This window comes from Vibrio sp. 1402 (assembly GCF_033340275.1).
In genome coordinates this window covers 1-584 of sequence record NZ_JAWOWE010000486.1, presented here as the reverse complement: position 1 = coordinate 584, position 584 = coordinate 1, and the positions used below count along the sequence as shown (strand labels likewise).

The following is a 584-nucleotide window of genomic DNA, read 5'->3' as shown; positions in this document are numbered from 1 at the left end:
CAATAGCGGAACTTCTTTGTTGGCTTCAATGACAACGAGATCATCGCGTTGCGACGCGTTGATCACCTTCAACGCAAAATCATCATGGCCAATACCATTCACCACGATGACATCCATTTCATTGAGACGTTTTAGATCATTCGGTTGCGGTAAGTAGTTATGAGGATTAAAGCCAGCATCCACCAGCGGCAAGATTTCCGCTTTGTCACCAACAACAGCGTGCACATAGCTGAAATAAGGCTGAAGCGTGATACCAATTTTCATTTTGTCACTCGCGAAACTGGACGTGCTAGCGACCAATAAAGCGCAAGATGCAAACATGGAACGTAAAAGCGAACGTGTGATCATAATATGTATTCTTTGAATTGAGTTAAGTGTGCGAAGGGTGAGCAGAAGATGGAGAAGAGAGAATTAGCTGTTGCCACCCCTGTTGATGGCGATGGCTTTCTTCGCTCAATGTTGGGGTTGGCGCAAAACCATGGGCATCAATTAGCCAAATGTCGGCGTGGCTTTGACGACTATCTAGAATCATTGAAGCCGCCCCTTGATCACTCTGTCTGATGCCCAAGTAGATCCCGTCACCA

The 584-nt window shown here is 46.2% G+C and carries 1 protein-coding gene and 1 pseudogene; both read right to left on the bottom strand.

Going from position 1 to position 584, the window contains the following annotated elements; all coding sequences use genetic code 11:
• Positions 1 to 348, bottom strand: a 348-nt coding sequence (locus R7044_RS26820; protein WP_225456184.1) for a metal ABC transporter solute-binding protein, Zn/Mn family, incomplete at its 3' end; no start/stop codon positions are given.
• Between the two features lie 22 nt (positions 349 to 370).
• Positions 371 to 584: pseudogene (locus R7044_RS26815) on the bottom strand (hypothetical protein); the annotation flags it as partial.